Origin of the sequence: Guyparkeria sp. (genome assembly GCF_046545975.1) — a bacterium.
Lineage (GTDB): Bacteria > Pseudomonadota > Gammaproteobacteria > Halothiobacillales > Halothiobacillaceae > Guyparkeria.
In genome coordinates, this window is sequence record NZ_JBKGYT010000076.1 from 1 (window position 1) to 8,016 (window position 8,016).

Annotated in this window: 7 protein-coding genes and 1 riboswitch; of the genes, 2 read left to right on the forward strand and 5 right to left on the reverse strand. The window is 68.3% G+C overall.

The window, feature by feature from the left end:
• A partial coding sequence (locus ACLFMY_RS07375) for a lysophospholipid acyltransferase family protein (RefSeq protein WP_410763977.1) occupies positions 1-872 on the reverse strand: 872 nt, incomplete at its 3' end.
• 56 nt (positions 873-928) lie between these two features.
• Between ACLFMY_RS07375 and ACLFMY_RS07380 the strand changes: the two genes are divergently transcribed.
• Positions 929-2,230, forward strand: coding sequence for a 3-deoxy-D-manno-octulosonic acid transferase (locus ACLFMY_RS07380; RefSeq protein ID WP_410763979.1), 1,302 nt, complete (start codon positions 929-931; stop codon positions 2,228-2,230).
• Between the two features lie 34 nt (positions 2,231-2,264).
• Here ACLFMY_RS07380 and ACLFMY_RS07385 read toward each other — a convergent pair whose 3' ends face one another.
• Together ACLFMY_RS07385 and ACLFMY_RS07390 are read right to left on the reverse strand one after the other, a co-directional pair.
• Positions 2,265-3,776, reverse strand: a complete 1,512-nt coding sequence (locus tag ACLFMY_RS07385; RefSeq protein ID WP_410763980.1) for a TolC family outer membrane protein — start codon at positions 3,774-3,776, stop codon at positions 2,265-2,267.
• A 228-nt stretch (positions 3,777-4,004) separates the two neighbouring features.
• On the reverse strand, positions 4,005-4,664 hold the full coding sequence (locus ACLFMY_RS07390; RefSeq protein ID WP_410763981.1) for a protein-L-isoaspartate O-methyltransferase family protein: 660 nt from the start codon (positions 4,662-4,664) through the stop codon (positions 4,005-4,007).
• Between the two features lie 248 nt (positions 4,665-4,912).
• Positions 4,913-5,023: riboswitch (TPP riboswitch) on the forward strand.
• Positions 5,024-5,095: 72 nt separating this feature from the next.
• On the opposite strand from ACLFMY_RS07390, the gene thiC reads away from it, so the two are divergent.
• Positions 5,096-6,985 (forward strand): phosphomethylpyrimidine synthase ThiC, encoded by a 1,890-nt coding sequence (gene thiC, locus ACLFMY_RS07395; protein WP_410763982.1) that lies wholly within the window; start codon positions 5,096-5,098, stop codon positions 6,983-6,985.
• Between the two features lie 93 nt (positions 6,986-7,078).
• On the opposite strand, the gene ACLFMY_RS07400 is transcribed toward thiC, so the two are convergent.
• Both ACLFMY_RS07400 and ACLFMY_RS07405 read right to left on the reverse strand, forming a co-directional pair.
• Positions 7,079-7,441 (reverse strand): DUF5362 family protein, encoded by a 363-nt coding sequence (locus ACLFMY_RS07400; RefSeq protein WP_410763983.1) that lies wholly within the window; start codon positions 7,439-7,441, stop codon positions 7,079-7,081.
• A 226-nt stretch (positions 7,442-7,667) separates the two neighbouring features.
• Positions 7,668-7,832, reverse strand: a complete 165-nt coding sequence (locus ACLFMY_RS07405) for a DUF1328 domain-containing protein (RefSeq protein WP_410763984.1) — start codon at positions 7,830-7,832, stop codon at positions 7,668-7,670.
• Between the last annotated feature and the right edge of the window lie 184 nt (positions 7,833-8,016).

Here is an 8,016-nt window from a genome sequence, read left to right on the forward strand (position 1 = left end):
GTCTTGAACCGCCGGTGTCCCCAGAGATACATCGCCGGGTGTCGCCGGATCTCGGCTTCCAGACGTTCGACCAGCAGCCGGGTGTCGGCGACGTCATTGCCGCTGGGGATCTCCTCGAGGGGCGGCTCGATCTCGAGCTCGTAACGCGTGCCGAAGCGGCGGACGTGGTAGGGCAGGATGACCGCGCGGCCGAGGTGTGCGAGCGTCGGCATGGCGGTGTTGGTCGCCGCGGGCAGACCGAGGAAGGGGATGAAGGCGCTGGTCTTGCCGTGGTAGTTCTGGTCCGGTGCGGTCCAGAGCACGTCGCCGGCGCGCAGGGCGCGGACCATCGCTCGGGTGTCTTCGCGGTGGATCAGGCCGGCGAGGTGCTTCTCGCGGCCCTGGTCGATCAGCGCGTCGATCGCCGGGTTGTTGTTGGGGCGGTAGACGGCGTGCACCGGCGCATGCCGCGAGACGAAGTACACGCCCAGCTCCATGTCGGTGACGTGCGCGGCGTTGAGGATCACGCCGCGCCCCTCGGCCCGGGCGGCCTCGAGGTGCTCCAGGCCGATGATGCGATACTCGGGCACCTTCTCCAGGTTGCCGAACCAGCCCCAGAAGCCCTCGCAGATGCCGGCGCCGAGCCGGGCGAAGTGCTCGTCGATGACGTCTTCCCGTGCCGCGGCGGACCATTCGGGAAAGGCCACCGCCAGGTTCGCGCGCATGACACTGCGTCGTCTCTTGAGCACGCGGGCCATCAGCCAGCCGAGCCCGCGCCCCAGCCCCAGTCGCGCCCGCTGGGGCTGGGCGGCGATCAGGCGGGGCAGCAGCGACAGGGCGAAACGGGCGGCCAGGACGCGCCGAGTCGGACGGTTTGTCGGGGGACGGCTCATGAGCGGTTCATTCTAAGGGATAATGCCGGCATGCGCGCAGCACGACGGACAGCCAGATGGATACCGGGGGCCGGGGCGAGCCGGCGACCGCGGCCGGTGGCGGCTTCGTGCCCGGGGTGGGCGAGATGAGGCGCTGGCACTACCGGCTCATGCTGGCCGCGCTGACGCCATGGCTGGTCGTCGATGCCCTGCGTCGCCACCGCCGGGCGCCTGCCGGCCACCGCCGGCGATTCGAGCAGTTCGGACGGCTGCGCGACGGCCTGCCCGACGGCGGGGTATGGCTGCATGCCGTCTCGCTGGGCGAGGTGCGTGCCGCCGCCTCGCTCGTCCGGGTGCTCCGCGAACGCTGGCCGACGGTGCCGGTCGTGGTCAGCACCACCACCGAGACGGGAGCCGGGGCCGCCCGAGCGCTCGGCGTGCCGCATTTCTATGCGCCCTACGACCTCGCCCTCGTCCAGCGCCGGGTGCTGCGCCGGTTGCGGCCCCGGCTGGTGCTGATCATGGAGACCGAGCTCTGGCCGAACCTCGTGCGCGAGTCCCGCCGGGCCGGGGTGCCACTGGTGATCGCCAATGCGCGCCTGTCGGACCGCTCCTGGCGGCGCTACCGTCGCTGGGGCGGCAAGCTGCTCGGGGAGGTGCTGGCGGACATCGATCTCATCTGTGCCCAGTCGGCGACGGACCGCGATCGATTCGAGCGCCTCGGCGCCCCCCGGGCGGAGGACTGCGGCAACCTCAAGTTCGACCTGGCCCTGCCCGGCGTGCCGGACGACCTGCCGGCAGACCGTGCCCGTACCTGGCTCGCGGCCAGCACGCACCCGGGCGAGGAGGAGCAGGTGCTCGACGCGCACCGGCTCGCCCGGGAGCGATCGCCCGGGGCGCGCCTGATCCTCGTGCCGCGCCACCCCGAGCGGGCCGACGAGGTCATCCGGCTGGTGGAGAAACGCGGCCTGAGCGTGGTGCGCTGGCGCCCGGACGGTTCCGCGGATGCCGAGGTCGAGGTGGTCGATCGCGCCGGGGTGCTCGCCGGGCTGTTCGCCGAGGTGCCGGTGGTCTTCATGGGGGGGTCGCTGGTGTCCACCGGCGGGCACAATCCCATCGAGCCGGCCGTCGTCGGGCGTGCCGTGATGCACGGGCCGCATGTGAGTAACTTCCGGGCGGTGTTCTCGGCCCTGGAAGCGCGCCGGGCCAGCCTGGGCGTGGCCGATGCACGCGAGCTGGGCGAGCGGGTCGCCTGGGCGTTCGCGCGCCCCACCGAGTGGGCCGGATACGGGCAACGGGCGCGGGAGGTGATCGCCGAGCATCGCGGCGCGACCGAGCGGGTGGTCAAGCGGATTGCCCAATGGCTGGACCGTGGCTGAGGAGGGCGGTTCAAGGGCGTTGCACCCTTGCCGGTTACTCCTCGTCGTCCACCGTGCGGCGGGCGCGCTCGAGCACCCGCTGCATCATGTCGGTGTCCGTCACCGAGCCCCGCTCGTCGTCGTCCCGTCCCATCAGGGGGGCGATCAGCGCATTGGTCTCCTGCTCGGTGAGCTGGCGGTTGATGGCTTCGAGGTCGACCACGGTGAGCTGGCCGGTGTCCGCCTTGAGCTGCAGCAGGTTGGTGATGTAGTTGTAGCGTGCGTCGAGGTAGTCGGCCATCGCCTCGAACACCCGCAGCTCGGCGTTGAGCACGTCGACGATCGTCCGGGTGCCTACGCCGTAGCCGGCCTCGGTGGCCACCAGGCTGGTGCGCGCGGATTCCACTGCCTGCCGGAAGGCCGTGATCTCGCTGATTGAGGTCTGCACGCCGCGGTAGCTGTCCGACGTCTGCTGGCGGACCTGGCGGCGCTGGCCGTCGAGGTCGAACTGGCTGCGCTGGTAATCGAATGCAGCCTGCCGGGAACGCGAGTTGATGCGCCCGCCGGTGTAGATCGGCATTTCCACCTCGACGCCGACCGAGCCGTTGAGCGAGCCGCGGCGGTCCTGGCCGGTCACGCCACCGCCGGAGTAGCTGTTGTCGAAGCCGTACTGGGCGTTGAGTCCCACCGTGGGCATCCGCGCCGAGCGGTTGATGTCGACCGCCTGCTGGGCGATCTGCGTGCCCACCGCCGCGCTCTGCAGCCCGAGGTTCTGTTCCAGTGCCAGCTCGATCCACCGTTCGGGTTCGGCCGGTTCCGGTGCGGTCACGTCGAGGTTGGTGCGGATGTCGTCGAGGTCCGTGACGGGCTGACCGATGATGGTCTCCAGTGCGGCCCGGGCGTTGTTGAGCTCGTTGCGTGCCGCGATGATCTGCGCGTTGGCCTGGTCGTATTCCGACTGGGCGTCGGCAACGTCGGTGACCGCCACCTGGCCGACCTCGTACTGGCGCTGGGCCCTTTCGAGCTGGCGCTTGAGCGCGGTCCGGTTTGCCTGGGCCAGCTGCAGTTGCGCATCGGCATTTAGCACCCGGAAGTAGGCCTGGCCGGTACGCAGGATAAGGTCCTGGCGTGCCTGTTCGTAATCGATGGCGGCCTGATGGACCTCCAGTTCCGCCCGCCCGAGCTCGAGCTGGTCGGTGCGGTTGTAGACGCTCTGGTCCAGAGTCAGCGCGATGTTGCCACTGAAGCCGTCAGTGCTGTCCGCGCCGGCGGTCTCGCCGATGGTGGTGTCGGTCCGCTCGAACTGGACCCCCGTGCCCGCCCCGATCTGGGGCAGCAGGTCGGCGCGCTCGATCGGGATGTTCTGCTCGATCGACAGGCGTTGCTGTTCCGCGGCGCGCAGCTGCTGGTCGTTCTGTTCGGCCAGGGCATAGATGTCCAGCAAGTCGGTCGCGGCGGCCTGGCCGGCATGCAGCGAGAGGCCGATGACCAGCGACAGCGTGGCCCGGCGCAGTACCGTCTGCCCGCGAGAGGCCGGGGAAGATTGGGAGCGACTGGCTGACATCATCGGGAACCCCTGGGTGGAACTAGATAGCCTGTTAATGTTTTCGAACCATACCCTAGCGGCCGCGGCCTGCACAAGCACCACGACGCCCCACGCGCGCCGGAATGCGGCACGCGAGGAAACGGTCAGGTTCAGAGCTTAGCGCATAAGGCGGGCAATGCGGGACCCTTCGCTCGCCCCGGGCTCAACGCGGCCGGGCGGCAACGAATGGCCACCGACGCCCGCCCGGAATCAGAGCGTGAACCGGGCCTGTGGCTCGGCGCCGATCAGGTAGTCCGTGCGGGTCTCGAACAGGGAGTCGGTGCGGAACCCGGTCTCGGATTCGCGGGTGACCATCGAGACGGTCTGGATCGGCCCGGTACCCGTGATGGCGAGCAGGCGCCCGCCGATGTTGAGCTGACGGTAGTTCGATTCCGGCATGTCCGCGCGGGCGCCGGTGTAGACGATCACGTCGAAGCGCTCCTCGGGCGCCCAGCCATCATGCGCATCGCCCGTTTCCAGCACCACGCGCTCGAAGCCGAGTTCCGAGAGCAGGCCGCCGGCCCGTTCGGTGAAGTCCTTGAAGATGTCCACCGACCGGACGCTGTTGCCCAGCGAGGCGAGCGCCGCGGTGAAGAATCCGCTGCCCGTGCCGATCTCCAGCACCCGCTCGTTCGGCTGGACCTGCAGGTGCTGCAGGATGCGCCCCTCGACCACCGGCGGCAGCATCGTCTGGCCGTGACCGATCGGCACCGCCACGTCGGCGAAGGCGTGGGACTGCTGGTCCTCCGGGACGAACCGTTCGCGCGGGACATTGAAGAACACCTCCAGAACGCGCTTGTCGAGCACGTCCCAGGGGCGGATCTGCTGCTCGACCATGTTGAAGCGGGCCAGTTCGATGTCGGTGGGCATGGTTCGGCTCTGTCGGTGTAGGGATGTGGGCTCAAGTGCGCGGTAATTTACGGGTTTTGCGCATCGCGGGCAACTTGGGTGCGCCCGCGTGCCGTGGTGTCCGGCCAGACCTGGAGGTGCCTGCGCCCGCCGGGCCGCGGGCCGGGGGCGGTCGCGCAAGTGGTTGAAAGACGGTGCCCGACCTTGTCATTTTCGCCGCCCTGGGGTAGCGTCTCGACATTACGCGGCGGCTGTTCCGGCAGTCGCCACCAACAGACTAGGGGTGCCGCCCATCCGTCCCGAGCGGGGGAGGCGGCTGAGAAACACCCTTGGAACCTGATCCGGCTTGCATCGGCGTAGGGAAGTCTGTCTGGCACAAACGAGACATCTTCTCTCCGTGACCAGTCGGCGCTCGTCGTGCATGCCCCAACCGTTGCACAGGTGGCATACCCATGAGCGCAATCCCCAGCGATTTCCTGCAGAAGACCGCGAAACTCTCCGAGACGGTCATCGCCCCGTTCCCCGCCAGTCACAAGCGCTACTCGGTTGGCTCGCGCCCGGACATCCGCGTCCCCTACCGCGAGATCAGCCAGACGGCGACACAGAACGACTCGGGCATCGTCTCCAACCCGCCGATCCCGGTCTACGACACCTCCGGCCCGTACACGGACCCGGACGTGGAGATCGATCTGCTCAAGGGGCTTGCGCCGCTGCGCCAGGCATGGATCGAGGAGCGCAACGACACCGAGCAGCTCGACGGTCCGACCTCGCGCTTCGGCCAGGAGCGCCTGACTGACGAGAAGACCGAGAACCTGCGCTTCTCGCACATCCGCCCGCCGCGCCGGGCCAGGGCCGGTGCCAACGTCACCCAGATGCACTACGCCCGTCAGGGGATCATCACCCCCGAGATGGAGTACGTCGCCATCCGCGAGAACAACCGCCTGCAGGAAATGCGCGCCGACCCGCGCTACGAAAAGCTCCTGCGCCAGCACCCGGGCGAGTCGTTCGGCGCGTCGATCCCCGACGAGATCACGCCCGAGTTCGTCCGTGACGAGATCGCCCGCGGCCGGGCCATCATCCCGGCGAACATCAACCACCCGGAAATCGAGCCGATGATCATCGGCCGGAACTTCCGCACCAAGATCAACGGCAACCTCGGCAACTCGGCGGTCACCTCCGGCATCGCCGAGGAAGTCGAGAAGATGGTCTGGGGCATCCGCTGGGGTGGCGACACCATCATGGACCTGTCCACCGGCAAGCACATCCACGAGACCCGCGAGTGGATCCTGCGCAATTCGCCGGTGCCGATCGGCACCGTGCCGCTCTACCAGGCCCTTGAGAAGGTCGACGGTCGTGCCGAGGACCTGACCTGGGAGATCTACCGCGACACGCTGATCGAGCAGGCCGAGCAGGGTGTGGACTACTTCACCATCCACGCCGGCGTGCGTCTGGCCTACGTGCCGATGACCGCCGACCGCGTCACCGGCATCGTCTCGCGCGGCGGGTCGATCATGGCCAAGTGGTGCCTCGCCCACCACGAGGAGTCGTTCCTCTACACGCGCTTCAACGAGATCTGCGAGATCATGAAGGCCTACGACGTGTCCTTCTCGCTGGGCGACGGCCTGCGCCCGGGCTGTCTCGCGGATGCCAACGACGAGGCCCAGTTCGCCGAATTGAAGACCCTCGGCGAGCTCACCCAGATCGCCTGGAAGCACGACGTGCAGGTGATGATCGAGGGCCCTGGCCACGTGCCGCTGCACATGGTCAAGGAGAACATGGACAAGGAACTCGAGGACTGCTTCGAGGCGCCGTTCTACACCCTCGGGCCGCTGGTCACCGACATCGCCCCGGCCTACGACCACATCACCAGCGGCATCGGCGCGGCCAACATCGGCTGGTACGGCACCGCGATGCTCTGCTACGTCACGCCCAAGGAACACCTCGGCCTGCCGGACAAGGACGACGTGCGGGAGGGCGTGATCACCTACAAGATCGCCGCCCACGCCTCGGATCTGGCCAAGGGCTTCCCGGGCGCGCAGGTACGCGACAACGCCCTGTCCAAGGCGCGCTTCGAGTTCCGCTGGCTCGACCAGTACCACCTGTCGCTCGACCCGGAGCGGGCGCGCGAGTACCACGACGCGACGCTGCCCAAGGAGGCGCACCAGGTGGCGCACTTCTGCTCCATGTGCGGGCCGCACTTCTGCTCGATGAAGATCACCCAGGAGGTCCGCGAGTACGCCGACCAGCTGGGCGTCGACGAGGAGGAGGCCCTCCGGCGCGGCATGGAGGAGAAGTCGATCGAGTTCGTCGAGAAGGGCGGCGAGGTCTACGGCCGGATCTGATCGCCCGAACGTCTCCCGGGGCCGACACCCTGAACGCAAAAGCCCCCGGTTCACACACGAACCGGGGGCTTTCTCGTTGCGCCGACGGGGAGGTTACATGCCGCCCATGCCCGTCATGCCGGCGCCGATGCCGAAGATCAGGCTGATGATCATCAGGAGCAGGCCGATCAGGGTCAGCACGCCGAAGATCGTGAAGTAGACCCGCAGCTTGCCCATGGCCTGGCCGGCCTCGGCAGGATCGCCGCCGGCATGGGCGCGCTGGACGGCGCCGGCGGCCTGCATCAGCACCACGCCCGCCCAGATGGGGATCCAGGCGATGATGATGCCGACGATCGACAGCGCGGTGAGCGCGCCGTAGACGATCATCATCACCCCGATCAGCTGCATCCAGAACTTGCCGCGGTAGAGCGGTTCGATGATCGAGCGAACGTCGCTCGTGGTGGGGGACGCTTCCATTTGGTTTGGCTCCTTCTCTTGGTTGTTTCGTTTCCTTGGCGTTGGCCCCGGATGACTCCATGGCACGAGTCGATGGTAGCGAATGCCTCGACCGGTGTCGTGTGCCTGGCGGGCAGGCGGATCTTCGCTGGTTTCCCAGGAGGCGGAATGCCGGGAGCGCGAAAACCCCGAGCCTTGCCGGGGCTTTCGTTGCTGGCCGTCGCGAAGATTCGCTCGTTCGAGCCGGCTACATGGGTGGTCGTCGGCCCATCACGAAGAACACGATCGCGAGGACCAGGCCGACCACGAACAGTATCCAGGCGATCTGGGTGGCGGTGCCGGCAATGCCGCTGAATCCGAGCACGCCCGCGACGATGCCCACGATGAGGAAAACAAGTGCCCAGAACAGCATGATGCACCTCCTTGGTCGCGCGGCCCTGCAACACGTCAGGTCACGTGTCAGGGGGTGCCGGCATGAGCCGGCGGGTGGTTCCGGTCGGCCATGAACGCCGCATGAACGGACGCCTGGCCAACCCTACGATAGTTGAGATCCGGGAGGGCTGCCCGGATTTCCCCGACTGTCGGGCGGGGGCGGT